22 protein-coding genes and 3 pseudogenes are annotated in these 25291 nt (G+C 68.7%); 13 read left to right on the forward strand and 12 right to left on the reverse strand.

The annotated features are described in order from the left end of the window. Positions 1–11: 11 nt before the first annotated feature. Positions 12–779 (reverse strand): VTT domain-containing protein, encoded by a 768-nt coding sequence (locus tag QFZ61_RS09435; RefSeq protein ID WP_307038102.1) that lies wholly within the window; start codon positions 777–779, stop codon positions 12–14. An 80-nt stretch (positions 780–859) separates the two neighbouring features. Here QFZ61_RS09435 and QFZ61_RS09440 point away from each other — a divergent pair, with 80 nt between their 5' ends. Both QFZ61_RS09440 and QFZ61_RS09445 read left to right on the forward strand, forming a co-directional pair. Continuing rightward, complete coding sequence (locus tag QFZ61_RS09440; protein ID WP_307035426.1) at positions 860–1885, forward strand: exonuclease domain-containing protein; 1026 nt, start codon at positions 860–862, stop codon at positions 1883–1885. A gap of 69 nt (positions 1886–1954) precedes the next feature. Beyond that, positions 1955–2485, forward strand: a complete 531-nt coding sequence (locus QFZ61_RS09445; RefSeq protein ID WP_307035428.1) for a DUF4395 domain-containing protein — start codon at positions 1955–1957, stop codon at positions 2483–2485. A gap of 7 nt (positions 2486–2492) precedes the next feature. Here the strand turns inward: QFZ61_RS09445 and QFZ61_RS09450 are convergent, their stop codons facing one another. After that, positions 2493–3641, reverse strand: coding sequence for an ADP-ribosylglycohydrolase family protein (locus QFZ61_RS09450; RefSeq protein ID WP_307035430.1), 1149 nt, complete (start codon positions 3639–3641; stop codon positions 2493–2495). A gap of 73 nt (positions 3642–3714) precedes the next feature. Between QFZ61_RS09450 and QFZ61_RS09455 the strand changes: the two are divergent. From QFZ61_RS09455 to QFZ61_RS09485, 7 genes and pseudogenes are all read left to right on the forward strand, one after another. Further along, positions 3715–3825, forward strand: a pseudogene (locus QFZ61_RS09455) (YidH family protein); the annotation flags it as partial. Positions 3826–3892: 67 nt separating this feature from the next. After that, positions 3893–4072, forward strand: a complete 180-nt coding sequence (locus tag QFZ61_RS09460) for a hypothetical protein (protein ID WP_307038291.1) — start codon at positions 3893–3895, stop codon at positions 4070–4072. Then, positions 4069–4407 carry a DUF202 domain-containing protein gene (locus QFZ61_RS09465; protein WP_307038103.1) on the forward strand — a complete coding sequence of 113 codons (339 nt, stop codon included), beginning with the start codon at positions 4069–4071 and terminating at the stop codon, positions 4405–4407. The genes QFZ61_RS09460 and QFZ61_RS09465 overlap by 4 nt, the downstream gene beginning before the upstream one ends. 93 nt (positions 4408–4500) lie before the next feature. Next, positions 4501–5439: an MIP/aquaporin family protein gene (locus QFZ61_RS09470; protein WP_307035432.1), complete on the forward strand. Its 939-nt coding sequence runs from the start codon at positions 4501–4503 to the stop codon at positions 5437–5439. Positions 5440–5516: 77 nt separating this feature from the next. Further along, complete coding sequence (locus tag QFZ61_RS09475) at positions 5517–6689, forward strand: exonuclease SbcCD subunit D (protein WP_307035434.1); 1173 nt, start codon at positions 5517–5519, stop codon at positions 6687–6689. Then, positions 6686–9769 (forward strand): SMC family ATPase, encoded by a 3084-nt coding sequence (locus tag QFZ61_RS09480; protein ID WP_307035436.1) that lies wholly within the window; start codon positions 6686–6688, stop codon positions 9767–9769. Before QFZ61_RS09475 ends, QFZ61_RS09480 begins: the two co-directional genes overlap by 4 nt. Positions 9770–9945: 176 nt before the next feature. After that, complete coding sequence (locus QFZ61_RS09485) at positions 9946–11349, forward strand: MFS transporter (RefSeq protein WP_307035438.1); 1404 nt, start codon at positions 9946–9948, stop codon at positions 11347–11349. 116 nt (positions 11350–11465) lie between these two features. Here the strand turns inward: QFZ61_RS09485 and hpaD are convergent, their stop codons facing one another. From hpaD to QFZ61_RS09515, 6 genes and pseudogenes are all read right to left on the reverse strand, one after another. After that, positions 11466–12539 (reverse strand): 3,4-dihydroxyphenylacetate 2,3-dioxygenase, encoded by a 1074-nt coding sequence (hpaD, locus tag QFZ61_RS09490; protein WP_307038105.1) that lies wholly within the window; start codon positions 12537–12539, stop codon positions 11466–11468. A gap of 126 nt (positions 12540–12665) precedes the next feature. Continuing rightward, a pseudogene (gene hpaE / locus QFZ61_RS09495) lies at positions 12666–14166 on the reverse strand (5-carboxymethyl-2-hydroxymuconate semialdehyde dehydrogenase). 59 nt (positions 14167–14225) lie between these two features. Further along, on the reverse strand, positions 14226–15170 hold the full coding sequence (gene dapA / locus QFZ61_RS09500; protein ID WP_307035440.1) for a 4-hydroxy-tetrahydrodipicolinate synthase: 945 nt from the start codon (positions 15168–15170) through the stop codon (positions 14226–14228). A 41-nt stretch (positions 15171–15211) separates the two neighbouring features. After that, on the reverse strand, positions 15212–15916 hold the full coding sequence (locus tag QFZ61_RS09505) for a GntR family transcriptional regulator (protein WP_373427195.1): 705 nt from the start codon (positions 15914–15916) through the stop codon (positions 15212–15214). 8 nt (positions 15917–15924) lie between these two features. Continuing rightward, complete coding sequence (locus QFZ61_RS09510; RefSeq protein ID WP_307035444.1) at positions 15925–17403, reverse strand: fumarylacetoacetate hydrolase family protein; 1479 nt, start codon at positions 17401–17403, stop codon at positions 15925–15927. Between the two features lie 115 nt (positions 17404–17518). Continuing rightward, complete coding sequence (locus tag QFZ61_RS09515; protein WP_307038107.1) at positions 17519–18235, reverse strand: IclR family transcriptional regulator; 717 nt, start codon at positions 18233–18235, stop codon at positions 17519–17521. Between the two features lie 321 nt (positions 18236–18556). Between QFZ61_RS09515 and QFZ61_RS09520 the strand changes: the two genes are divergently transcribed. The 4 genes from QFZ61_RS09520 to QFZ61_RS09535 all read left to right on the forward strand — a co-directional run bounded on the left by QFZ61_RS09520 (position 18557) and on the right by QFZ61_RS09535 (position 21908). After that, a complete protein-coding gene (locus QFZ61_RS09520) occupies positions 18557–19912 on the forward strand; it encodes an MFS transporter (RefSeq protein ID WP_307035446.1) in 1356 nt (451 codons plus the stop codon). A gap of 190 nt (positions 19913–20102) precedes the next feature. After that, complete coding sequence (locus QFZ61_RS09525; RefSeq protein WP_307035448.1) at positions 20103–20957, forward strand: WXG100 family type VII secretion target; 855 nt, start codon at positions 20103–20105, stop codon at positions 20955–20957. 46 nt (positions 20958–21003) lie between these two features. After that, entirely contained in the window at positions 21004–21393 is a 390-nt protein-coding gene (locus QFZ61_RS09530; RefSeq protein WP_307035450.1) for a hypothetical protein, read from the forward strand. A gap of 107 nt (positions 21394–21500) precedes the next feature. Next, positions 21501–21908, forward strand: coding sequence for a hypothetical protein (locus tag QFZ61_RS09535; protein ID WP_307035452.1), 408 nt, complete (start codon positions 21501–21503; stop codon positions 21906–21908). A 50-nt stretch (positions 21909–21958) separates the two neighbouring features. Here the strand turns inward: QFZ61_RS09535 and QFZ61_RS09540 are convergent, their stop codons facing one another. From QFZ61_RS09540 to QFZ61_RS09555, 4 genes and pseudogenes are all read right to left on the reverse strand, one after another. Then, entirely contained in the window at positions 21959–22786 is an 828-nt protein-coding gene (locus QFZ61_RS09540; protein WP_307035453.1) for an alpha/beta fold hydrolase, read from the reverse strand. A gap of 4 nt (positions 22787–22790) precedes the next feature. After that, positions 22791–23120 carry a biotin/lipoyl-containing protein gene (locus QFZ61_RS09545; protein ID WP_307035456.1) on the reverse strand — a complete coding sequence of 110 codons (330 nt, stop codon included), beginning with the start codon at positions 23118–23120 and terminating at the stop codon, positions 22791–22793. Then, positions 23113–24091, reverse strand: a pseudogene (locus QFZ61_RS09550) (alpha-ketoacid dehydrogenase subunit beta). The gene QFZ61_RS09545 and the pseudogene QFZ61_RS09550 overlap by 8 nt, the downstream one beginning before the upstream one ends. Positions 24092–24152: 61 nt before the next feature. Then, positions 24153–25190 carry a thiamine pyrophosphate-dependent enzyme gene (locus QFZ61_RS09555; protein WP_307035458.1) on the reverse strand — a complete coding sequence of 346 codons (1038 nt, stop codon included), beginning with the start codon at positions 25188–25190 and terminating at the stop codon, positions 24153–24155. Between the last annotated feature and the right edge of the window lie 101 nt (positions 25191–25291).

Consider the following 25291-nt stretch of genomic DNA (forward strand, 5'->3'; position numbering starts at 1 on the left):
TTCGCCGGCGGCTAGGGGGTCTTGCGCTCCTCTTCCGGGGCGTGTTCTTCAATGAATTCATCGACCAGCCCGGTGCCGTACTTCTCGGCCTGGCGCTTGGCGACGAAGCCGCGGACAACTTCGATGCCGATCGGGATGACGGAGAGCAACACGATGGCAATGAAGATGATGTCGAGGTTGTCGCGCACCCAGGGCACCTTGTCGCCCAGCAGGTAGCCGAGCAGCGTGACGCCGCCGCCCCAGAGGACGGCGCCGATCACGTTGTAGAGGAAGAACTTCCGCTTGCTCATCTGAGCGACGCCGACGATCACCGGAACGAAGGTTCGGATGATCGGGACGAAGCGGGCCAGGATCAGCGCCTTGCCGCCGTGCTTTTCGAAGAACGCGTGCGCGCTTTCCACGTTCTCGCGCTTAAAGAGCTTGGAGTCGGGCTTGTTGAAGATCGCCGGTCCGGCCTTGGACCCGATCAGGTAGCCGGCCTGGTTGCCGATGATCGCGGAAACCACGATCAGGGCCGCGAACGCCCAGATGTTGAATTTGATGGTGTCCGTCGCGACCAGCAGCCCGGCCGTGAACAGCATCGAGTCGCCCGGCAGGAAGAAGCCGATCAGCAGTCCGGTCTCGGCGAAGATGATCCCGCACACCAGCACGACGACCCACGGCGCGAGGGCCGGGTCGGCCAGGAAGACCTGGGGATTAAGCCAGTCGGGCAGGAACGAAGCCAGGTGCGGCTGGACCGGTCCGGCGCCGCCGAAAGTGGTCACGGCAAAGTCGTGCAGGGTAAAAGGGTTCACCCATCTAGGGTACTTGACGGCCACCTTGCCGGGCCGCGGCGGCTTCCGGCGGTAAGGTGTGGGGCGTGGGTTTGGACTTTACGGCGATCGACTTCGAGACGGCCAACGGCTTCCGCGGATCGCCGTGCGCCGTCGGGCTGAGCAAGGTGCGCGGCGGCGTGGTCGTCGAGGAAGCCTCCTGGCTGATGCGGCCGCCGGAAAACCACGACGCCTTCGACTACCACAACGTGCGGATCCACGGCATCCGGCCCGAGCAGGTTGCCGGGCTGCCCCGGTTCGGTGAGCTGTTCCCCGAAATCGGCGCCTTCATCGGCGATGACGTGCTGGCAGCCCACAACGCCGCGTTCGATCTTGGCGTGATCCGGTCCGGGCTTGAGGTTTCCGGCCTGCCCGGCCCCGCCTATGACTATGTCTGCACCGTGATGCTGTCCCGCCGCTGCTATTCGCTGGTATCCAATTCGCTGCCGTACGCGGCCGAGGAAGCGGGCGTTCCGCTGATCAACCACCACGACGCCGCAGAGGACGCGCGTGCCTGCGCCGGCATCCTGATTGACATCGCAGCCCGCAACGGTGCCGCCAGCATCGCCGAGCTGCATCTCTCGCTGGGGCTGGCGCTGTCCCGCCAGCCGGCCTTCGATCCGCGCCGTGACCCGCTCTCCAAGGCCACCCGGTCCGCGCTTGAGGCTCTCGCCGCCGGCCAGGGTCCGGCCGCCGCCGTCCGCCAGCTGCGCGCCGGCTGGCCCGAGGAGGGCGCCAACCCGGAACCCAACATGGCGGCGGAACCCGGCCACCCGCTGTTCGGACAAACCGTGGTCTTTACCGGGGAGCTGGCCATCGCGCGGCCCGAGGCGAAGCTGCGCTCCGCAGAGCTCGGCGCCCGGCCCGAAAGCCGTGTCACCGCCCGGACCACCGTCCTGGTGGTGGGGGACGGCTTCGTCGCGGCGGACCTGCGCTCAGGCCGCCTGACCGGCAAGGCGCGGCGGGTTCTGGAACTGCACGAACGCGGCCAGCGCATTGAAGTCCTGTCCGAAGGGGAGTTCCTGCAGATGCTCGGCGGCCACCTCGCCGCGCCGGTGGCCCGCGCCGGGTAGTTCGCGTGCCCAGGTCACACCGCGCAACAATTCTTTCGCCCGCACTCGGGCCGCTCCTAGCCTTGAACGATGAGCAAACTGATGTCCGCACCCGCTGCAGGCCGACGGGGCGGTACCGACTGGGGCAAGGTTTTTGCTTTTCCCAATCCCGTAAATGAGTACTCCGCGCGGATCACCGCCGCCCTGGTGGTGTTGCTGTCGCTCGCGGCGCTGCTGACCGGCTCCGGCTGGGGGCTGGCGGCCATTGCCGCCGGTTTCTGGCTGCGGGTGCTGTTCGGGCCGCGGATCTCGCCCTTCGGTGTGCTCTCGGTCAAGGTCCTGACGCCGCTGCTGGGCAGGAAACGGCTGGTCCCGGGGCCGCCGAAGCGGTTCGCGCAGGGCATCGGCGCGGCGCTGTCCACGGCTGCGGTCATCTTTTTCGCCGCCGGTCTGGCCACCGCCGCGTGGAGCCTGCTCGCCGTGCTGATCGCTGCGGCGTCCCTCGAAGCCTTCGCCGGGTTCTGCCTCGGCTGCGCAGTCTTCGGCCTGCTGCAGCGCCGCGGCTTCATCCCGGAGGACGTCTGCGAGGCCTGCAACAACATTTCGCTCAGGCGCCCGTAACTGCCGCTCAGACGCCCGTAACTGCCGCCAGCCGTGCGGCCATGCCCCGGATGACCTCGGGGGCTTCGAGCGCCTCCAGCCAGTCCGCCGGCAGGCACTCCTTACCGTAATACGTGCCCAGGATGTTGCCCGCGATCGAGGCGGTGGAATCGCTGTCGCCGCTGTGGTTCACCGCCACGGCGATCGCCGCCCGGAAGTGCTCCTCGGGGCCGGGGCCGGCTGCCGCCGTCGCCGGGGCCGTGGCGAGCACAGCGTACACCGCGACGGCGAGCGCCTCCTCGGCAACCCACCCTTCGCCCAGTTCGGCTACCAGGTCCTCTGCGGAGAGCTGACCGGCGCCGGACGCCGCGGCAGCGAGCCGCTGCGCCGTCGCCAGCCGGTCAATCAGATCGGAATCCGGTTGCTCACCCCGCGGCAGCCTGCCTTCCTGCAGCTGCTCGAGCGCCGCGGAGGCCGCGTCCTGCAGGCTCCGACCGTTGGCGAGGGCGTGGACCAGCAGGCTGAAGACGCCCGCGCTTTGCCGCGCCGAGGGGTGCCCGTGGGTCAGCGCCGCCGCATCCGCGCTCATTTTGTATACCTCGTCCGCGCCGATGTAGGGAAGCAAACCAAACGGGGCCGAGCGCATCACCGTGCCGCAGCCCTTCGAATCCGGGTTGACCGGCCGGTACACCGTGCCCATTTCCCCGGTGGCCAGCCCGCTCAGGCACGCATTTCCCGGCGCCCGGCGGTTTCGCAGCACCTCGTGGCCGTCGATCCAGCGCGGCGGCTGGAACGGTGCGGAATCCGGCAGCACCACGCCCTGGCTGCCGAGCCAGCGCAGGTAGGCAAGCCAGAGGCAGGCATTTGTGTCGGCAGCGACGCCCGAGTTGGCCCACTCCAGGGCTTCCAGCAGACCGTCCACCGTATACAGCGTCATCTGCGTGTCGTCGGAGAAGTGGCTGCCGCCGTCGAGGTCCGCGAAGTCCCGCAAACCCGCAGGTCCGAACATCGCCCGGATCGAGTCAATCTTTTCGAACTCGACGGCGTACCCGAGCGAATCACCCAGTGCCCCGCCGAGCAGGCAGCCGTGGATGCGTGATTCGTGCGACGGCGTTGGGGTCTGTGCAGCGGAGGGTGCAGGAGTCGGTTCGGGGGTGCTGCCGGGTTCGATGCTCATGCTTTCAAATTTACCCTCCGTGTTCCCCGGTAGGGTGCTGTGGGAGCGACACAGCCAACGGACAGGACGACGGATGCGCGAACCAGCGTGGCGCAGGACCGGCACCACCCCCGACTACCGGTTTTCGCTGGCGAACGAACGGACCTTCCTCGCCTGGATCCGGACCTCACTGGCCCTCATCGCCGGCGCGCTCGCCGTCGACCAACTGGCGCCGGGTATCGCCCCCGGGCCCGCTGAGGGTGGTGCTGTGCGTGCTGCTGGCGTTGATCGGGGCCGGGCTGGCGACGCTCTCCTACCGCCGTTGGGGCAAGATGGAGGCCGCCATGCGGAACAACCGCGAACTGCCCTTCTCCGGCGTGCTCCTGGTCATGACGGTGGGAGTGGCTGCCGCTGCCTTCATCGTCGCTGCCCTGATCCTGGTGGCACGGTGAGCGCTCCGGCGCAGCGCGACCCTGGGCTGCAGCCCGAACGCACCTCGCTGGCGTGGCGGCGGACGCTGCTGGCGCTCGTCGTCGTGGACCTGCTGATCTGGCGGAGCTGGGCGCACGACGTGGGCGCGGCGTCCGGGGGCGGCGCCGACCTCTCGGGCGTGAGCGTGCTTACCGCAATGGCCGCCACCATGGTGCTGGCGGGGTGCGTGTGGGTCCGCGGACACGAGCTGCGGCGCGGTACCGCGGAAGCTCCGGCTGTCCTGGTGCGCTGTGCGGCCGCTGCCGTCGTCGCCCTGGCGGGCAGCACGGTCGCGGCGCTGGCGCTGGCGCGCTAAGCGACCGCCCGCTACTTTCAGACCCAGCGCACGTCCAGACTCCGCTGTCAGACTGCTGGCGGCACCGACCTCCGAGCAAAGGACCTTCCGAACATGACTCTGCAAGTGCAGGCCCGCGAACCCGGCAGCCAGCCGTCCGCCAACCCCGACTGGCGCCCGAGCCTCCCGGCCCGGCTGTCCGCCGAGGCCCTGGGCACCTTGTTCGTCGTGGTGGTGGGCCTGGGCGTGCCGTTGTTCGCCGTTCCGCAGTACAACCCGATGTCCGCCTCCCTGGCGGCCGGTCTGGCCCTCACCGCCGCCATGCTCGCCTTCGGCTACCTCTCCGGCGGCCACTACAACCCGGCCGTGACGGTGGGACACCTGATCGCCGGGCGCATTCGGCTGGCCGACGCCGCCGCCTACCTCGGCGCCCAGCTGGCCGGCGCTTTGCTCGGTGCCTTGGCGCTCTTCGGCGTGCTGCGCACTGTTCCCAAGCTCAACGGCACCCAGAGCGCCTTCGACACGGTCGCGTCGGGCTTCGACGCCCGCTCGGTCATCCAGGTGCCGATGCCAGGGGTGCTGCTGGTCGAGGTGCTCGGCGCCGCCCTGCTGGTGGCGGTTTTTCTCGGCACCACGGCGGGACGCAACCCGGGAAGGGCCGCTGCACCGTTTGCCGTCGGTTTGAGCTGGGCCACGCTGCTGCAGCTGGGACAGAGCGTTGGCAACGCGCCCTTCAACCCTGCCCGCGCCACTGCCGCGGCGGTGTTCAGCAGCCCGGATGCCCTGGGCCAGCTGTGGTTGTTCTGGGTCGCTCCGCTGGTCGGTGCAGCATTGGCCGGGCTGGTGTTCCGCGGCTTCGCCCCGCCACCGGTGAGCTCGTCCACGGTGTCCGCGGACACCGTGGACGACATGGACGACGGCCGAGACCGCACGGAGGCGGACGAGCCGACCGAGGTGGACGCACCCGCGCCGGTTCCTGCCCCCGCGCCGGTTCCTGCCCCCGCGCCGCCGGCCGACGAGGCCCGGGAGTTCTTCGACAAGCGCACTCCGTAACGCACCTCACGCGTCGCGCCGGGCTGAGCCGCCGGGTGTTGCGCAATACTGTCGGTGGCAGCCGCTAGCGTAGTTGTATGCGGTTATTGCACACCTCGGACTGGCATTTGGGCCGGTCCTTCCACGGACTCGGAATGCTCGAAGCGCAGCGCGCGTTCGTGGACCAGCTCCTCGACGTCGTCCGTAAACAGTCGGTCGATGTTGTCCTCATTGCAGGTGACGTCTATGACCGCGCCCTGCCCGGCGTGGATGTCGTCCATCTGCTGGACGATGCCCTGGTACGGATCACCGCCGCCGGTGCAAAAGTGGTCCTCACCAGCGGCAACCACGACTCAGCCATCCGGCTCGGGTTCGCTTCCCGCCTGCTCGAGCGCGGGGGAGTGCACCTGCGCACCCGCCTCGCCGAACTCGACACGCCGCTGCTGCTGCCGCTCGACGGGGACGACGCCGGTCCCGTCCTGGCCATCTACGGCATTCCCTGGCTTGAGCCCCGGCTGGTCGCCGCCGGGCTGGGCGTCGAAACGGCCAGCCACTTCGAGGTCACCCGCGCCGCCACCGAACTGGTCCGCGCCGACGTTGCGGCCCGGTCGGAGGGCCGGACCGTCCATTCCGTCGTGCTGGCCCACACCTTCGCCAGCGGCGGGATCAGCTCCGACAGCGAACGGGACCTGAGCATCGGTGGAGTGGGTGCCGTTCCGCTGGATCTCTTCGACGGCTTCAGCTACGTCGCCCTCGGCCACCTGCACGGCCGGCAGACGCTCTCACCCACGGTCCGCTACTCCGGCTCGCCGCTGGCCTACTCGTTCTCTGAGGCGAAGCACCAAAAAGGCGGCTGGCTCATCGACGTGGCGGCGGAGGGTGTCACTGCCGTCACGGAAGTGCTGTGGGAGGCTCCGCGCACCCTCGCGGTGCTGCGCGGCAGGCTGGAGGAGCTGCTCGCGGTGGAGGAGTTCGCCTGGGCAGAGGGCGCCTATTGCCAGATCACGCTGACCGACGCGCAGCGCCCGGCCCAGGCGATGGAACGGCTGCGTGCCCGCTTTCCCGACACTCTGGTACTCGGCTTTGACCCGGAGGGCGCAGCGGCGTCCCCGAAGACCAGCTACAGCCGCAGGCTGGCCGAGTCGGTGGACGACCTCTCGATCTGCTGCGGCTTCCTGGAGCACGTCCGGGGCCGCACCGCCGAGGACGCCGAATCTGCCGTCCTGGCTGAAGTGCTCGAGGCTGTCCGGCTGGAAGAGGTGTCCCGGTGAGAATCCAACGCCTCGAGATCTCCGCGTTCGGCCCCTTCGCCGGCACGGAGTGCATCGACTTCGACCGGCTCAGCACGCACGGGCTTTTCCTGCTCAACGGCGCCACCGGGGCTGGTAAGACCAGCGTCCTGGATGCCATCTGCTTTGCCCTGTACGGCTCGGTGCCCGGCGCCCGGCAGGACGGCAAACGGCTTCGCAGCGACCACGCCGACGCCGCCGCGGAGCCTCGGGTGACCTGCGAGTTTTCCGCCCAGGGCAGGCACTTTGAGGTCTCCCGGACGCCCGCCTGGAACAAGCCCAGCACCAGGGGCAAGAACGGTTTCACCGAGCAGAAGGCCAACACCCTGTTGCGCGAGCGGGTGGACGGCGAATGGGTGGAGAAGTCCGGCCGCAACGACGAGGCCGGTGCCGAGATCACCGCACTGCTGGGCATGGACCGGGACCAGTTCACCCGCGTGGTGATGTTGCCGCAGGGCGACTTTGCCGCCTTCCTGCGCTCCAAGGCCGCCGACCGGCTCGCGCTGCTGCAAAGCCTTTTCGGCACCCAGCGTTTCGAAGCGGTGGAACAGGAATTGGTCCGGCGCGCGGTGGCAGCCCGGGCAGAGGTGGAAACCCTTAATAAGGAACTCGCGTTGCTGCTGGTCCAGGCGGAGGCTGAAGCAGCCAACCTGGGTGTCGAAGTGGAACCAGCGGCCGACAACGACGCTCCCGATCAGCTGTTGGCCCGGCTGCAGGCAGCCGCCGCGGCCACGGCGGTTGACCGCCAGGTTGCAGCGGCGGACTCCGACGGCGTGCGGGCAGGGCTGGCCGGTCAGCTCGAGGCAACGAAGGCCCGCGCTGCGCGGCAGGCGAAACTTGCGGCGGCCCTTCAGCGCCGCGCGGACACCGAAGCCGCGGCAGCGGAGCTGCAGGAGAAAGCCGGACGGCTTGAGCAGCACCGCAAGGCCGAAGTGCTCGGAGGTCAGCTTCAGGCGGTGGACAGCGCGGAGGCCGCCGAGGAACGTGCGGCCGCTGCTGCTGTTACCGCCGCGGGTGAGTTGCGGGCGGCCGTTCCCGCGGATCCGGAACTGGCCGCGCTCCCGGAGCTGCTGGCCGCTGCCGACGGCGGGGCGGGCGGGGCGCCGTCGTCCGGTCCGCTTTTTGAGGGCATGGCGTTGCGTGGCGGGCTGGAACGGCTGCGGTCACTGCGGGCGGTGCTGGAGCAACGGCTGCCGGACGAGGAACGTCTCGCCGAACTGGTTGGCCGGGCCGATGACCTGCAGCAGCGGCTGGACGGGCTGCACGAGACCACCCGTTCCGGTGCAGCGCGGCTCGAGGCCTTGCGCACCGAATCCCTGGAACTCGAGGCTGCGCTGGCGCCGCTCGAGGAACTCGCCTCCGAACTCCAGCTCAGGACGAAGGAAGCCGCTGCCGCGGCAGAGCTGGTCGGCATTGTGCGGCGCCATGGCTCGGCAACGGAGGACTGTGCGCGGATCGCGGAACGGCACCGCCTCGCCCGCGAGAAGTCTCTTAACTGCCGGCAGAGCTGGCTGGACCTGAGGGAGGAACGGCTCGCCAATGCGGCCGCGGAACTCGCGGCCCAGCTGCTCCCGGAGAGCCCGTGTCCGGTCTGCGGCAGCCCGGAGCACCCGGCGCCCGCCCCGGCGATGGCGTCCGCCCTCACCCTTGCTGACGCGGAGAAGGCAGCCCAGGCCGACACCGAGGCGGCCGAGGCTGCGCTCTCGGAGCTGGAACGTGAGCTGGGTGAAGCCCGTCAGCTCCTCGCCGTCCTGACAGCGCAGGGCGGCGACACCGCGCCCGGGACAGCCGGCAATGACGCCGCAGTGGCGAAGGAACGGGCCGCGGAGGCCAAGCGCGCCACCGCCGAACTCACACTCAAGCGGGCCAGGCGAACCGAGCTGGCGGAGGACGCCGAGGCCGTCGAGCGAGCCCAGGGAGCCGCCGCTGCGCAGCTGGCCGAGACCGGTTCCAGCCTCAGCGCCGTCCGCGCGCAGGCAGAGGCCCTCGACGCGGCCCTGACCGGACTGCGTTCCGGCCACGCCACCCTCGGTGACCGGCTCGCGGCCGTAGGGCGGAGCACGTCACTGCTGGAGCGCGCCGAAGCGGCCGCCGGCGATCTTGAAGCGGCCAGGTCCCGGACCGCGGAGGCGCGCGGCCAGCTGGAGCAGGCCCTTCCCGCGGCCGGCTTCGGCTCTGCGGCTGCGGCCCGTTCCGTGCTGCTCCCGGCCCGCGACGCAGCCGGGCTGGAAGCGGCCGTCCGCGCCGGCCAGGACGAGGCGGCGCGGCTCGAGGAACTTTTTGCCGGTGACGAACTCCGGCTGGCCGAACGGGAGCTCACGGAGGACGGCCCGGTCGACCCTGCCCTGCTCGACGAGCTTGGCGTCGAATTTGCCGCGGCCGAAGCGTCCGCGCGGGAAGCTGCCCTGACCGCCGGACTGGCGCAGAACTCGGTCCGGACCCTCGCCGGGATCAGCTCCCGGTTTACGGAGCTGGCCGACGCCGGCCGGGAGCCCCGGGAGCGTGCCGCCTTGTGGACAGCGGTTGCCGAGGCGGCCCGCGGCGGCGGCGACAACCTCTACCGCATGAGCCTTAACAGCTATGTGCTCGCGGCCCGGCTGGAGCAGGTGGCCGAAGCGGCGTCGGAACGGCTGATCGGTATGAGCGACGGCCGGTACACCCTGCAACACACCGACGCGAAGGCCTCCCGCGGCCAGAAATCCGGGCTGGGCCTGGAAGTCGTGGACCTCTGGACCGGCCAGCACCGCGACACAGCCACCTTGTCCGGGGGAGAGTCGTTCATGGCCTCGCTCGCACTGGCGCTCGGCCTCGCCGACGTGGTGCAGATGGAGTCCGGCGGCGTGGACATTGAGACTCTCTTCGTGGATGAGGGATTTGGCAGTCTGGATGAGCAGTCCCTCGAGCAGGTCATGGACGCTCTCGAAGGGCTCCGCGACGGCGGCCGGGTGGTCGGCCTCGTGAGCCACGTGGCGGAGATGAAACAACGGATCACCACCCAGCTCCAGGTGGTCAAGGGCCGCAACGGCTCAACCCTGCACATCTCCGACGCCGCCCAGGCCTGAGACCGGCCGGGCCGGCTGCGCCTGAGGGCGAGCGGGTCGGCCGCCCAGGCCTGAGGGCGGCAGGTGCCCTCCTCCGCACCGCCCGCGGCGGAGGGGCTCGGTTATAATCGAAGGGTTACCGGGTCGCGCGCATCGGGAGGAGGGACGATGCGCACTATCGAACGAACCCGGAAAACATGAATCCTTCTCCGTCTTCCACGACACCGTCGTCCACCACACCGTCTTCCACCACAGCGTCTTCGACGATCCCGCTTTCCGCTGCGGCTCCCGCCGCGCCCGCCAAAGGCGGACGTTACGCGCGGCTGCCCCTGCTGGCCGGTCGGAGTTTCATTCCGCTGGGACTCTTCGCCCGCCTGCCGCTGGCCATGCTCACTGTCGGCGCCCTGACACTGGTCACCGCCGTCAGCGGCTCCTACGCTGTCGGCGGCGCCGCGGCCGGCGCCGTCGGCATCGGTTCGGCGCTCGGTGCACCGGTGCTCGGAGCCCTCGCCGACCGGCTGGGCCAACGCCCCGTCCTGCTCGTCTCCGCCGTCTTCAACACGGTGGCCGTGACCGCACTGATCCTTGCCGCGTACCTGGTCCCGGGCAGCCGGGAACTGGCCGCGGCGCTGCCGGTGCTTGCGGCAGCCTTCGTGGCCGGTGCCAGCTGCCCCCAGGTCGGTCCGCTGGCCCGCGTCCGGTGGATGGCGCTCAGCTCCGGGCCCGCAGGCGGACGGCCCGGCGACCTGGACACCGCCTTGTCCTACGAGAGCACGGCCGACGAGCTCACCTTTGTCCTCGGGCCTGCGCTGGTAGGCGTTCTCGCCAGCCTGGTAGCCCCCTGGTTGCCGCTCGCGCTGGCCGCGGCGCTGACCCTTACCCTGGTCCCCGCCTTCGCGGTGCACCCGACCCACCGCGCCGTACCGCTCACGCCGGCACGAAGCAGTGCCGCTGCGGGTGCCGCACGGGACCAGCGGCAGGCGCTGCCGGCCGGACAGCGGGCGGCAGCGTTCGCCGCCGTCGCGCTCCCGGTCCTGGCGATGGTCTGCATGGGCACCTTCTTCGGCGCGACCCAGACCTCGCTCAGCTCCTTCGCAGGCAGCTTCGGCACGGCGGAACTGGCAGGGCTGCTGTACGCGGTGATGGGCCTGAGCTCGGCCGCCGCGGCGCTGTCCGTCGCGTACTGGCCGAGCCGGTTCTGTGTCCGCGGCCGCTGGCTGGCGTGTGCCGCGCTGATGACCGGACTGGCGGCACTGCTGCTGCTGCCCTCGACGGCGCTGCCCATGATCCTGGTGCTGTTGGTCCTGGGCCTGCCGGTGGGGCCGCTGATGGTCACCGTCTTCGCCATCGGCGGCCAGGTGGCGCCGGCGGGCAAGCTCGGCACCGTGATGACGGCGCTGGCGAGCGGCATCGTGGCCGGCACCGCGGTGGGCTCCTCCATCGCAGGCCAGCTGGCGCAGAACCTCGGCTACTCCGCCGCGTTCTTGGTCCCCGTCGGCGCCGCGGCCGCGCTGTTCCTGCTCGGCGCGGCAGCCGCCGTCGTGCTCCGTCGCCAAGCAGAACGGCGACGGCCGGCCGCCAGCCCCGCAGCGTCCGCTTAGAGATGGGCGGCGACGGCCGGCCGCCGCCCCCTCAGCGTCCGCCTAGACGACGGCGGCGTCCCTAGAGCCGCCCTAGAGCCGCCCTAGAGCCGCCCTAGAGCCGCCCTAGAGCCGCCCTAGAGCTGGGCGCCGAGCTTGAAGCCGCGCTCCTCGCCGGGTTCCCGGGTGTAGGCGAAGCCGTCGGCGCCGATTGTCACCGCCATCTCGCTGTTGTCGGTGCGGACCACCAGCGGCTGCGGGTTGCCGTCGAGGTCCAGGACCAGGGAAGCCTCGGTGTACCAGGACGGGACCACCGGGTTGCCCCACCAGTCGCGGCGCTGGTTGTCGTGCACGTCCCAGGTCACCGTGGGGTTGTCCGGATCGCCGGTGTAGTAGTCCTGGGTGTAGATCTCCACCCGGTGGCCGTCCGGATCCAGGATGTAGAGGTAGAAGGCGTTGGACACGCCGTGCCGGCCGGGACCGCGTTCGATCCGGTCCGAAATCCGCAGGGCACCCATTTTGTCGCAGATCTGGATGATGTTGTGCTTCTCGTGGGTGGAGAACGCGATGTGGTGCAGCCGGGGGCCGTCCCCGCCGGTGAGGGCGGTGTCGTGCACGGTCTGCTTGCGGTGCATCCAGGCCGCGTAGGTGACGCCGGCAGAGTCCTTGATGTCCTCGGAAACCCTGAAGCCGAGGTCCTCGAGGTATTTCCGGCCCCGGGGCACATCCGGGGTGACCTGGTTGAAGTGGTCCAGCCGGACCAGCTCGCCGGCGCTGTAGAGGTCGTAGCGCTGGGTGAGGCGCTCCACGTGCTCCACCTCGTAGAAGAACTCGTAGGGGAAGCCCAGCGGATCCTCAACCCGGACCGAATCGCCGATGCCGCGGGCAAAGCCGTCCCTGCGCCGCTCGGTGCGGCAGCCCAGTTCGGTGAAGTAGGCCTCGGCCTTGTCCACATCCTCCGGCGTGCGCACGCGGTAGGAGAACGCAGCGGCGGCGGCGACCGGGCCTTTGCGCAGAACCAGGTTGTGGTGGATGAACTCCTCAAAGGAGCGCAGGTAGATCGCTTCGTCGTCCTCATAGGTGACGTGCAGGCCGAGCAGGTCCACGTAGAAGGCCCGGGATTTGGCCAGGTCGGTGACTACGAGGTCCATGTAGGCGCAGCGGACAATGTCCGGCGCCGGGACCGTGGGGGTGATGATGTCGTTGGCCATGGGATTCTCTCTCTTCATTGAGGGGCTGTGGTTTGGTGCGACGTTGGCGCGCCACCCCCCGTTGCGCTATCAGTTGTGGTGGCCTCCGGGGCCGTTTGGGGACCACAAGTGATAGCGCAACAGGGGCTAAGCCGAGGCGCCGAACTTCGGGGTGTGGACGCTGCCGAGCGTGATGTGGACGGCCTGCTGGTCGGTGTAGAAATCGATGGACCGGTAACCGCCCTCGTGGCCTAGGCCGGAGGCCTTGACCCCGCCGAACGGCGTGCGCAGGTCCCGAATGTTGTGGCTGTTGAGCCACACCATGCCGGCTTCCAGGTTCTGCGAGAAGTTGTGGCGCCCGGGCCAAGTCGTTGGTCCAGACGTAACCGGCCAGGCCGTAGCGGGTGTTGTTGGCCAGCGCCAGCGCCTCGGCGTCGTCGTCGAACGGTGTGATCGCCACTACCGGGCCGAAGATTTCCTCCTGGAAGATCCGGGCGTCGGGCTTGACGTCGGCGAAGACGGTGGGGGCGATGTAGTTGCCGGTGTCCAGGCCTTCAGGCCGGCCGCCGCCGGCGAGGAGCCGTCCCTCGGACTTGCCGATTTCGACGTAGCGGGCGACCTTCTCGTAGTGCTCCGGGTGCACTAGCGCACCGACCTCGGTCTTCGGATCGTGCGGGTCACCGACGACGATGTTCTTCGCGCGGGCGGCGTACTTTTCGCAGAACTGCTCGTAGATGCCGCGCTGGACCAGAATCCGGGAACCGGCGGTGCAGCGCTCGCCGTTGAGCGAGAAGACGCCGAAGAGGGTCGAATCGATCGCGGCGTCCAGGTCAGCGTCGTCGAAGATGACCGCCGGGCTCTTGCCGCCGAGTTCCATTGAGAGGCCCTTCAGGTTCTCCGCGGCGTTGCGGAAAATCGTCTTGCCCGTCGTGGTTTCGCCGGTGAAGGAAATCAGCGGCACGTCCGGGTGCTTGACGAGCGCATCGCCGGCTTCCTCGCCCAGGCCGTTGACAAGGTTGAAGACGCCGTCGGGCAGGCCTGCGTCCTTGAAGATCTTCGCCCAGAGCGAGGCGGACAGCGGCGTGAACTCGGCCGGCTTGAGCACCACGCAGTTGCCGGTGGCCAGCGCCGGGGCCAGTTTCCAGGACTCCAGCATGAACGGCGTGTTCCAGGGCGTGATCAGCCCGGCGACGCCGATCGGCTTGCGGTTGACATAGTTGATCTGCGACCCCGGCACTTTCATGGCGTCGTCGAACTGGGCGACGATCAGGTCCGCGAAGAAGCGGAAGTTCTCCGCCGCCCGCAGGGCCTGGCCCTTGGCCTGGGTGATCGGCAGGCCGGTGTCGAAGGTCTCCAGCTGCGCGAGCCGGGTCTCCTGGGCTTCGACGGCGTCGGCGATCCGGTTCAGCACGCGGGCGCGTTCGCGCGGCTTCATCCGCGGCCACGGGCCTTCGGTGAAGGCGGTGCGGGCGGCGGCGACGGCGAGGTCGATGTCCTCCTTTTGCCCGGCAGCGGCGGTGGCGTAGGTTTCGTTGGACACCGGGTCGAGGACATCGAAGGTCCGGCCACTGACGGAGTCGACGAACTCGCCGTTAATGTAGTGCTGGATCCGGGTGGGCAGATCATCCGGAATGTAGTGCTCAGCCATGGGTATCAGTCCTTTTGCTTCGGCGTTGAAGTCGTGCGGCGTGCGTGAGGGTGGAGGTGTTACTTGGCGATCTGGAAGCCATCGACCGGGGTGAGGTACTCCCGGCCGGCCTCCATCAGCTCATTGATCTTCTTCAGCCCGGCGTCCGTGGGGGTGATCAGCGGCGGCCGGACGTGGTCGGAGGAGATCAGTCCGGCTTCGGCCATCAGCCACTTGCTCGGCGCCGGGTTGGTCTCGACGAACAAGAGGTCCACCAGGGGGTGGACGCCGTAGTGGATGGCCCGGGCGGTTTCGAAGTCGCCTTCCATCCAGGCCTTGTACATGTCGGCGGAGGCTTTCGGCGCGATGTTCGCCAGCGCCGAGATGAACCCGACGCCGCCGATCGCCATCAGCGGCAGGCAGAGCAGCTCGATGCCGGACCAGACCAGCAGGTCCTTGCCGGCCAGATGCATCACGCGGGAGAAGTGTTCGAAGTCCTTGGTGGTTTCCTTGATCCCGACGATGTTGTCGAAGTCGCGGAAGAGCCGGGCCACGGTTTCCGGGGCCATGTCCACCGCGGTGCGGCTGGGCACGTTGTAGATCACGAACGGCATGTCCGGGAACTCGGTGGCGATGGTGGCGTACCAGCGGTACAGCGCCTCCTGCGTGGGCCGGGAGTAGTACGGCGTGATGATCATCGACGCGTCCGCGCCGGCGTCGACGGCGGCCTGGGTCAGTTCCAGCGTTTCGGCCAGTTTCGCGGTGCCGGTGCCGGCCATGAAGGGCACCCGGTCACCGATCGCCTCGGCGGTGGTGCGGATGGCGGCGGCGCGTTCCTCCACGGACTGGGCGCTGGGCTCACCGGTGGAGCCGCCGATGGTGATGCCGGCGGACCCGCTGGCGATCTGCCATTCCACCATGTTGCGCAGGCTGGCATGGTCGACGTCGCCGGTGGCGGTGAACGGGGTGAACATGGCCGCGAGCGAGCCTTTGAGGTGCTGCTGGGGATCGGAACGGAACTTCATTGTTTGTCCTTTTTCGCTAAGTGGCGGGTGACAGGGGGTGGTCAGCGGCCGGGAGGCCGGTGGGCGAGGTAGGCGTCGAGGGTCGCGGTGCGGTGGGCCCGGGCGGCACGCTCGACGTCGTCCGCCGGGGCACTTGTTTCCAGCAGCCCCAGCAGCGCCTCGTGTTCCTCGACCGACTGCCGGGCCCGGCCCGGGACGTAGCTGAAGGTGGAGGAGCGCAGGGCCTGCAGCCGGTTCCAGCCGCGGTGCACGAGGTCCAGGATGTGCGGGTTGGGGCAGCGCTCGAACAGGACGCTGTGGAAGTCCTGATTCAGGCTGGTGAAGCGGACCGGGTCGAAGTCCGTGAGGCACTCGCGCATGAGCTCGTTCACTGCCCTTGCCCGGGCGATGTCCTCGGGGGTAATCAGCGGTGCGGACAGCGCGGTCGCTGCGCCTTCGACGATTCCCAGGGTCTGCATCGTGTAGAGGTATTCGGTGGGGTCGATGCCGGCCACGGTGGCGCCGACGTTGCGTTCGAAGACGACGAACTTCTCCGCTTCCAGCCGGCGGATGGCTTCACGGACCGGCACTACGCTGCAGCCCAGTTCCTCGGCGATCTTCCCCAGCACCAGCCGGTAACCGGGGGAGTACTCCCCGCTGAGGATCCCGGCCTTGACCGCGGCGTAGGCCTGTTCCGACTTGCTCGCGGTGCCGGTGCCGGCGGCGCTCGCGGTGCCCGTGCCAGTGCCGGACGCGGTGCCGGCCACTGCGCTGCTCACGGCCGTGTCCTGCCGCGCTCGGCAGCCCAGGCCCGGTATTTCTCCCGCCACTGGGCGTTCATCGGGTACAGGCCGTCCACGCTGTGGCCGGCGGCGACCATCTCGGCGATGAAGGTCTCTTCGGCCTCCTGGCCCAAGGCGTCGTCGGCGACTTCCTCGGCCAGGGCCGGCGGAATCACCAGGATGCCGTCGGCGTCGCCCACGATGATGTCCCCGGGCTGCACGGTGGCGCCGCCACAGGAAATGGTGAGGTCGACGTCCCAGGGAATGTGCCGACGGCCCAGAACCGCGGGGTGGGCGTTGGCGAAGAAGGTGGGCATGTCCAGGGCCCCGACGGCGGTGACGTCGCGGACGCCGCCGTCGGTGATGACGGCGACGGCACCGTTGACCTGGGCCCGCAGCGCCAGGATGTCGCCGACCGTTCCGGTGCCCTTCTCGCCGCGGGCTTCCATCACGAGGATTTCGCCTTCCCGGAGCGAGTCGATGGCGCGTTTTTGCGCGTTGAAGCCGCCGCCGTGGGACTTGAAGAGGTCCTCCCGGTTGGGCACGTAACGCAAGGTCCGGGCCAGCCCGACGACGGTACGCTCCGGCCGGGTGGAATGCAGCCCATCGATGCTGACATTGTTCAGGCCCCGCTTGCGCAGCTGGGAGCTCAGAGTGGCCGTCGCAACCGACTCCAGCTTCGCCTTCAGCTCCGGGGTCAGCACTGACGCGGACCCGACCCGGGCTGCTGCTGCCTCCGTCGGCGTGCCGTAGGCCTCCGCCCGCTGGGTGTCGTCGCTGCGCGGTTGGGCGCCGTAGGGGGCAAGCGGCACGGTGCCCTGGGCTGCCGTCGTCGTCAGCCGTCCGGTGGTGACACCGTTGTCTGGGGCGTCCACTTCGACCTCCATCACGTCGCCGGGCTGGGCGACGGAGGCTCCGGCGGGGGTACCGGTCAGGATGATGTCGCCCGGTTCCAGGGTCAGGAGCTGGGAGAGGTCCGCGACGAGCCGGGCGAACGGGAACAGCAAAGTGCCGGTGGTGTCTTCCTGGACGAGTTCACCATTGAGCCAGGTCCGGATCCGGAGGCCGGCCGGGTCCACGTCGCCCGCCGGGATCAGGCCGGGTCCCACGGGGGTGAAGCCGTCACCGCCTTTGGAGCGGAGGTTGGAGCCCTTGTCCGCATAGCGCAGGTCGTACACGCCGAGATCATTCGAAGCGGTGACGAAGCGGACGTGGCTCCAGGCTTCGTCGGGGGAGACGCGCCGTGCGCGGGCCCCGATCACCAGGGCCACTTCGCCCTCGAAGGCAAGCAGTTCACAGCCGGCGGGCCGCTCAACGGCGGCGCCCGAAAGGCTCAGCGACGAAGAGGGCTTCAGGAAGTAGGAGGGCTGCTCCGGGGTCCGCCCGCGCTGGGCGGCGCGGCTGGGATAGTTGATGTGCACCGCGATGACCTTGCCGGTCGCGGCGAGATCGTCCTGTGAAAGCTGCTCCACGCATCCTCCTCATTGAGTATGAAATCGTATACGATACAAAACTGCCTTAGCTCGGGGCGCTTGTCAAGGCTTTCGGTTGAGGTTCGTTCCCGATGAGGCTGGTGCCGGGCGGGTGTCAGCCCAGCTGGGCTTCGATGCGCTCGGCGCTCGCCGACAGCGCGGCCGCAACCTCGGCGGGGTCCTGCCCGTCCCGGATGTAGACGACGGCCAGGGCCGCAGGCCTGCCGCCGGGAACCCGCACCGGCACGGCCAGTGAGGACACACCGGCAATCACCTCGTCGTGGCTGGCGGCGAAACCGCGGCGGCGGGCCTCCGCCGCCTCGGGCCGGTAGGGCAGGCCGGGGGCGAGCCGGTGCCAATCCTGCTCCGAAAACGCTGATTGGATCGCGATCCCCGGCGCGCCGGCGCTGATCGGGTGGCGGGACCCGGGATGCTGCACGACGGCCGGTCCCGTGCGCCGCGGATCGACGGTGACGAGGGTGACGCACTCGTCGCGGTCCCAGACTGCTACGAAGGCGCTCATGGTGAGGCTGTTGGCCAGTTGGGTCAGTTCCGGCAGGGCGGCGGTCTGCAGGTTTCGCGCCACGCCGCGTGCCAGGACCGCGAGCCCGGGGCCGGGCTGGACCCGGCCGCTGTCGTCCCGAACCAGAAGCGAGTGGTCCTCAAGGGTGCGCAGGATGCGGTAGGCCACCGAGCGGTGGACGCCCATCGCGTCGGCGAGTTCGGCGATGGTGAGCGGCTCGGGGGCGTCCGCCAGGATCTCAAGGGCCCGGATGCCCCGGGACAGCGTTTGCGACGGGGAGGCCTGGGTGCTGCCGGCGGTGGGAGTCATCATGTCCGTTCTGGGCGGATCGAGCGGGGCCCGGGCGATGACGGAAGGCTCTTGTGTTCCGCCTCACAGTGCCGTAGCGTTCCATATGGGAATTTCGTGTTCGATTATAGAACAGCACTCGGCATCGCACAAGAGCGCGGCTCCTCCACCGTCATCTTTCCGGGCGGCGGCGTGTTTTTCTCGGCGATTGTGTGACGAATCACATTTCCGTAGTATTATCGCAGTTACTAACTGACCGTTCGATCAGTAAATCATGAGGCACCTTAGTTTTTCATTTGCACCCACCCGGGCAGCAGGCCTGCCCCCAGCAACGGAGTTCCAATGACCGCAACTTCAACCGTCGATTCAGAGGCGGGCCCCAGCAGCAAACATGAGGAACGCAAGGTCCTCGCCGGGACGCTGGTCGGTACCACTATCGAATGGTACGACTTCTTCATTTTCGCCCAGCTGACAGCCACGCTGCTGTCCCCGCTTTTCCTCGCGCCGCTCAACGCGTCCAATCCGGGCCTGGCCCAGATCCTGTCGTTCGCGCTGATCGGCATCAGCTTCCTGTTCCGCCCCCTCGGCGCCATCATCGCCGGCCACCTCGGTGACCGCCTGGGCCGGAAGGCGATGCTCGTCTTCACCCTCGTCATGATGGGTGCTGCGACGGCGCTGATCGGCATGCTGCCCACCTACGCGCAGATCGGCGTCTGGGCTCCGGTTCTGCTGATCCTGCTGCGTATCGTGCAGGGCTTCTCCGCCGGCGGAGAATGGGGCGGCGCTGCGCTGATGGCCGTGGAGCACGCTCCGATGAGCCGGCGCGGCCTCTTCGGCGCGTACCCGCAAATCGGTGTTCCGGTGGGCATGATCCTCGCCACCGGGCTGCTCTACTTCCTCAACACCGGCATGTCCAAGGAGGACTTCGGGTCCTGGGGCTGGCGGGTGCCGTTCCTGCTCTCCATCGTGCTGGTCGTTGTCGGCTACCTGATCCGCCGAGCCGTGGCCGAAAGCCCGGTCTTCAAGGAGATGCAGGAGCGCAAGGAAGAAAGCAAGGCGCCCCTGGGCGTATTGATCCGCAACCACAAGAAGGCCGTCCTCTACTCCACGATGATCTTCATCGGCAACAACGCAGCCGGCTACCTGCTGATCGCGTTCTTCATCTCGTACGCCACCAAGAGCCTGAAGATGCCCACCCCGCAGATCCTGCTTGCCACCACGCTGGCGTCCTTCGGCTGGCTCATCTTCACGCTGGTCGGCGGCTGGCTCTCGGACAAGATCGGCCGGGTCAAGACCTTCCTGATCGGCTACGCGATCGTCTTTGCCTGGATGATCCCGATGTTCGCCCTGATCGACACGAAGGACATCGTGCTCTACGGCGTCGCACTCTTCGTCCTGACCATCGGCTTGGGACTGTCGTACGGCCCGATGTCGGCCATGTACGCCGAAATGTTCCCGGCGAACGTACGCTACTCCGGCATCTCCATCGGCTACGCCTTCGGTGCCATCCTCGGCGGCGCCTTCGCAGCCACCATCGCCGAAGCCCTGCTGCAGAGCACCCGCTGGACCGGTTCCATCGGCATCTACATCATGATCCTCTGCGTGATCTCCGCCGTCGGTGTTCTGCTGGCAAAGGAAACCAAGGGCCGCCCGCTCGGCGTCCACCGCCACCTGCCAGCCGAATCGGCCAAGCACTAGGACCCCAAGAGGAAACCACGAGTCGGGGCACGGACCGCAAGGTCCGTGCCCCGTTCGGTTTAAAGGCAGGCGGCGGGCAGTTCTATCCATCGCCCGCTTGCTCCGGGCTCTGTAGCAAGGCGGGGCGGCAGGCCGTTGGTGCTTATCTGTGAGATCCGCGCGGGGCTTGGGGAAGGCATAGGGGGAATCGGTGGCCGGAGTTCTTTACGGGGCGGACGTGGCGCAGCTGCGGGCCATGGCGGCGCAGGCGGGGAAGAGCGCCGCGACCCTCCAGGGCCTCCAGCGGCGGCTGGCGACGGAGCTTGCCGCCTCGGTTCACTGGCAGGGCCACGACGCCGCGGCGTTCCGGTCCGACTGGGTACGCAGTCATTCTCGCTCCCTGATGGCGGCTGTCCGGCTGCTGGAGGCGATGCAGCGTGAACTTGCGGCCAACGCCGACCAGCAGGAACACGCCAGTGCCGGCGACGCCGGCCCTGACGCAGACACCCCCGCGGCGCCGGTCGTGCCTCCAGCGCTGCAGTCGATGACCCCGCGGCAGGTGCTGGACTGGTGGAACGGCCTCGACGCCAGCCAGCAAGCCGGGTTGGTGCGCGGCTTTCCCGCTGCGGCCGGCAACACTGAAGGGCTGCCCGTCGCGGCCAGGATCGAAGCGAACCGCCTGACCGCCGAAAGCCGCCTGGCCGTGCTGGAAGAAACCGGGGAGGACGGGACGGAGGAAGCTGAGTACCTGAAGGACACGGTGAGCGGGAGCATCAAGCTTGTGGCCTACGACCCGGCTGAGGGTAACCTCGTTCAGATGATCGGCGACTACGACGGGGACACCAAGACAGTCCTGACCTACGTGCCCGGAACGTTCGCCACCGCCGGCGACTTTTACGGCGGAACAGCCCAGAAGATGGCCGCGTTCCTGCAGCAATCGGATCCGGCCGGCCGCACGGCGGCGTTTGTCTACAAGAACACGCGAGTTCCCGCAGGACCGGACGTTCAGGCAGTCAGCGGACAAAGCCTTCGGCGAGCAGGCCGGCAGGAAACTGGCGGCTTTTGAGGCGGGGCTGGAGGCGCAGAACCCGCCGGCGGCCCGTTCTGTTGCCGTGTCCCACAGCTGGGGCGAAGCTGCCGTTGCTTCCTCCGAGACGTTCGGGACCCACTACGACACCCAGATCTCCTTGTCGGGCGCCTGGATGCCGGACGACTGGAAGGGGGACCCCGCCACCAGCTACCACCACTTCGCCTACGACTTTGATGCGCTGGCAACCGCCCAGCACTTGGGTCTGGTCGGTGACAAGTACCCGCTGGGCGACCCCGCCTTCACGCAACACATTTATGACGATCCGGCCCGGAACTACGAGTTCGGCCCGGTAAAAATCACCACAGATCCGATGGCCAAGATCGAGAACCACAGTCTGATCGCCAGCGCGCAGGACGCCAAGAACCGACAGGCCCGCGACGACGTCGCTCGCGTGGTCTTCGGGGGCCGGTAATGAACCCCGCCACACTCTTGATGCGGCTGTCAGCAGCCGTATCCCTCACCTGCCTCGCGGCCGTCCTGGCCGCTTGTGCTCCCGCCGCCGACCACCGGAGCCCCAGCATGGACCTAGCTACCGCGAAACAATCAACCCGAAGCCAGCAGGAGGAGTTGCTGGCGGCTGTGCCGGCTGCGGCCGTATCGACCACGAAACAGACGGAGACGTCCCGTGCCCTGTTTGAATGCGAGGCCGGCGGTTACTACTGGCCGGGAATGATGGATGTTGTCCTCGGGCGGGACACCCACGGCGCGGAACTGCTCCAGGGGATCAAAGCCGAGTGGTCCGCCAAAGGCGGCTGGACCGTGGAGGACAAAACGAGCGTGAATGGAAACCCCGAGCTTGTTTTTGTCAGCCAGGAAGGTTTCCGGCACTCGATCGAGTACGTCCCGCAGCGGAACGCGCTGTATGTGCTGTCCTCGTCCGCATGTTTCCAGATGGAGGAAAAGCCCAAGCCGGGAGTCGACTACTAGCCGGCGGAAGGGGGCCCACCCCGCCCCCGCGTTGGCGGCGGGAAGACGGTCTAGACGCCCAGGAAGCTGATGGCGCCCTGCTTGAAGGCCCGGCTGGTCACGGCGTTGGTGTGGTTCCGGGCCGGCAGGATGAGCTGTTCCACCATCGCCCCGGCCTTGGTGCCCAGGGCGGCCAGTTCCGGCATGGACGCCGCCCGATCGTCCTGTTCCCCGGCCACCAGCAGCATCGGCATCGGCGGGACAGCCTCGGCCGGGTCGTAGGGCTCGTTCTTGATTGCCTCAACCAGGGACAGCAGGGCGAAGATGTTGTTGCTCGGGAGCAGCTGCGCCATCTTCAGTAGTCCGGCGGTGGACGCGTCCGCGATCGGCGTGCCGTCGGCCAGGTAGTGCTGCGCGGCGACGAGGTCGAACTCGGCCAGCGGGTCCGCCACGTTGGGTCCGCCCAGGACCAGCCGGTGGACCAGTTCGTGCTGGGTGGCGCCGAATTCCCAGGCCAGCCGGGACCCCAGGGAGTACCCGATCACGTCCAGGCCGCTGGAGGGGTCGCCGTCGCGCAGGGGGCGGGCGCCGGCGTCGAACGCGATTTGAAGCAGGTCCGCGCGGATCCGGCTGGGGGAGTAGGAATCCCGGTCCTCGGGGGCGCCGCTGCGGCCGTGGCCGGGCAGGTCCACGGTGATGACACGACGGCCGGCCTGGGTGAGGGCGGCAATCCAGCCGGTGTCCTCCCAGTTGAGTTTCGAGGAGGAAGAGAAGCCGTGCAGCAACAGCACCGGGCGCAGACCGGCATCGTTCTGCGGATCATGCACCGCGACGTACAGCTGGGGGTCGGTGCCCTCAACGGTGTGCGAATGCTGTTCGCCGGTGTGCCTGCCGCTCATGGTGTCAGTCCTCATCAAGTACGGCGCTCAGGCGGACCCGGCGCTTCGGTGCCTCTTCCGTCGGGACCGTGCCCACGATGCCGGCGGTGTTGTCCGGCACCTCGAACACGATCAGGGGCTCGCCGACGTTGATCTTGTCGCCGGGCCCGCCGTGGATACGCACTACCTTACCTGCCTGCGGGCTGGGCAATTCGACGGCGGACTTGGTGGTTTCGACCTCCACCAGCGGCTGGTTGCGCTCTACCTGGTCCCCGGGGGAGACCAGCCATTCCAGCACTGTCGCCTCGATCAGGCCCTCACCCAGGTCCGGCAGCGGGAAGGAAATTTCAGCCACGTTTGTACTCCAATACTCGCTGGATCCCGAAAAGGATCCGGTCAATGTTCGGGATGTATTCGTCCTCCAGATCACCGGAGGGGTAGGGGACGTCGAAACCGGTCACGCGCCCCACCGGCGCCTTGAGTGTGTCAAAGCAGCTTTGGGTGATCAGCTGCGCCACCTCGGCGCCCAGCCCTGAGGTCAGCGGCGCCTCATGGACCACGACGGCGCGGCGCGTCTTGCGCACCGAGGCGGCCAGCGCAGCGGCGTCGATCGGCTTGAGCCAGCGCAGGTCCAGGACCTCAATGTCGATCCCGTCCTCCGCGGCCAGTTCGGCGACCTGGAGGCAGCGGGCCACCATGGCGCCCCACGCAACGAGCGTCAGGTGCCGGCCCTCGCGCATCACCTTCGCGCCTTCCGGGGTGTAGCCGGTGCCGCCGGCAAGGTCCACCTCGCCCTTTTGCCAGTAGCGGGACTTCGGTTCCATGAAGATCACCGGGTCCGGCCGCGTGGCAGCGTACTTGAGCAGGTGGTAGGCCTCGTGCGGGTTCGACGGTGAGACCACCTTGAGCCCGGGCACGTGCGCAAAGAGCGCTTCAAGGCTTTCGCCGTGGTGTTCGGGGGCGCGGATGCCGCCGAAGCTGGGCACGCGCAGGGTGATCGGCATCGGCAGGGTGCCGCGGCTGCGGTAGTTCATCCGGGCGATCTGGCAGACGATCTGGTTGATCGCCGGGTAGGCGAAGCCGTCGAACTGGACCTCCGGAATGGGGGTGGAAGCCGGCCATCGCCAGACCGACGGACATGCCCAGGATGCCGGATTCGGCCAGCGGGGTATCGAAGACCCGCTGCGCGCCGTGTTTGGCCTGCAGCCCGTCGGTGATCCGGAAGACCCCTCCCAGCCGGCCGCAGTCCTCGCCGAAGATGACCGCCTTGGGGTTCGCGGCGAGCACCTCGTCGAGGGCGCGGTTAAGGGCCTGCTGCATGGACATCGTTTCGGTGCCGGAGACGGGGGCGCCCGCGCTTTCTGCCGGTGCACCTTCGAGAATCGAGTTAGACATGTTCGGACTCCTCGCGCCAGTGGGCGGCCTGGGCCTGCAGGGCCGGGGTGGTTTCCTGGAAGACCAGGTCGAACATTTCGGCGCCCGGCCGCGGGCCGAGCTCCTGGATGCCGGTGCGGATCTGTTCCTCCTCGGCCTGTGCCGCGGCGAGGGCCTCGGCGAAGAAGGCATCGTCCGCGATCCCTTCGGCGAGCAGTCTCTGCTTGAGCCGCTCCAGCGGATCAACGCCCGCGCCGTCGCGCTCCTCATCAAGGGAGCGGTAACGGCCGGGATCATCGGAGGTGGAATGCGGGCCGCGCCGGTAGGTCATGGCTTCGATCAGCACCGGGCCGTTGCCGCCGCGGGCGTGCGCGAAAGCGCGCCGGGTGGCCTCGACGACGGCCACGACGTCGTCACCGTCGATTTGCAGCGCCGGCATGCCGTAGCCGGCCGCGCGGGCGGCAACCGAGCCACCGGCGACCTGGCGTTCGGTCGGAACGGAGATCGCCCAGCCGTTGTTTTGCACGAAGAAAACCACCGGCGCCTTCATCACTGCGGCGAAGTTCATCGCTTCGTGGACATCGCCCTGCGAGGAGGCGCCGTCGCCGAAGTAGGTCAGGGCGACGCCGTCGTTCCCTTCCAGGGTCTGGCCGTGCGCCCAGCCGACGGCATGCAGCACGGATCCGCCGACGACGGCCTGGATCGGGGCGAGCCGGGACGCCAGCGGGTCGTAGAGGCCGCCGTGCCAGGTGGCTTTGTGCGTGGACATGTAGGCCACCATGTCCACACCCATGGTCCGGGCGACGCCCATCTCGCGGTAGGTGGGGAAGACGAAGTCACGGGTTGTGTCCACCGCGTAACCGCTGCCCACCTGGGCCGCCTCCTGGCCAAGTTCTGGGGCGTAGCCGGGGATGATGCCCTGCCGCTGCCAGGCGATGGCGGAGCGGTCCAGGTGCCGGACCGCGACCATCAGCGAGTACAGCTCGCGCAGTTCGTCGGGGGTGAGCGGACCGGCGTCGTCGCCGGACGCCGCGAGGGGGAGTGTGTCCATGCCTGTGACCCTAGTCACCGTTGGACCGTTGGGCAATCAGTGCAGTGGGAGCTGACCATTCTGCCTAAAGCTGCCGGCCGAAATGCTGTCGGGGTTGGCAG

It is taken from the genome of Arthrobacter sp. B3I4, from assembly GCF_030816855.1.
GTDB lineage: Bacteria > Actinomycetota > Actinomycetes > Actinomycetales > Micrococcaceae > Arthrobacter.